The 552-nt window shown below is 70.3% G+C and carries 1 protein-coding gene; it reads left to right on the forward strand.

Annotated elements, in window-relative coordinates; all coding sequences use genetic code 11:
* Positions 1-552: TerC family protein (locus E1292_RS50620; RefSeq protein WP_500690538.1), on the forward strand; the 552-nt coding region annotated here is incomplete at both ends.

Consider the following 552-nt stretch of genomic DNA (forward strand, 5'->3'; position numbering starts at 1 on the left):
ATGATGCTGGCGTCGCGCGCGCTCACCGCCTTCGTCAACCGGCACCCCACGGTGGTGGTGCTGTGCCTGAGCTTCCTGCTGATGATCGGCTTCAGCCTCGTGGCCGAAGGCATGGGCTTCCACCTGCCCAAGGGGTACCTGTACGCCGCGATCGGCTTCTCGATCCTCATCGAGTTCTTCAACCAATGGCGGCTGCGCAACATCGCGCGCCATGCCGCGCGGCTGCCGATGCGCGAACGCACCGCGCGCGCGGTGCTGCGGCTGCTCGGCGGGCAGGAGGCCGGCGGCGCGGGCGCCTCCGGAGGCACGCCCTCATCCCCCGGTGGAGCACCTGCGCTGCATGCCTTCCGGCAGGAGGAGCGCAGCATGGTCCGGGGCGTGCTCTCGCTCGCCGACCGCTCCGTGCTCTCGATCATGACGCCGCGCGCCGACGTGGACTGGATCGACATCAGCCAGGACAAGTCCGCGCTCTACCGCCAATTGCAGGCGCAGCCGCACGGCCTGTTCCCGGTGTGCGATCGCGGCGGTCTGGACGCGGTGATCGGCGTGGGC

This window comes from Nonomuraea deserti (genome assembly GCF_004348685.1).
Taxonomy (GTDB): domain Bacteria; phylum Actinomycetota; class Actinomycetes; order Streptosporangiales; family Streptosporangiaceae; genus Nonomuraea; species Nonomuraea deserti.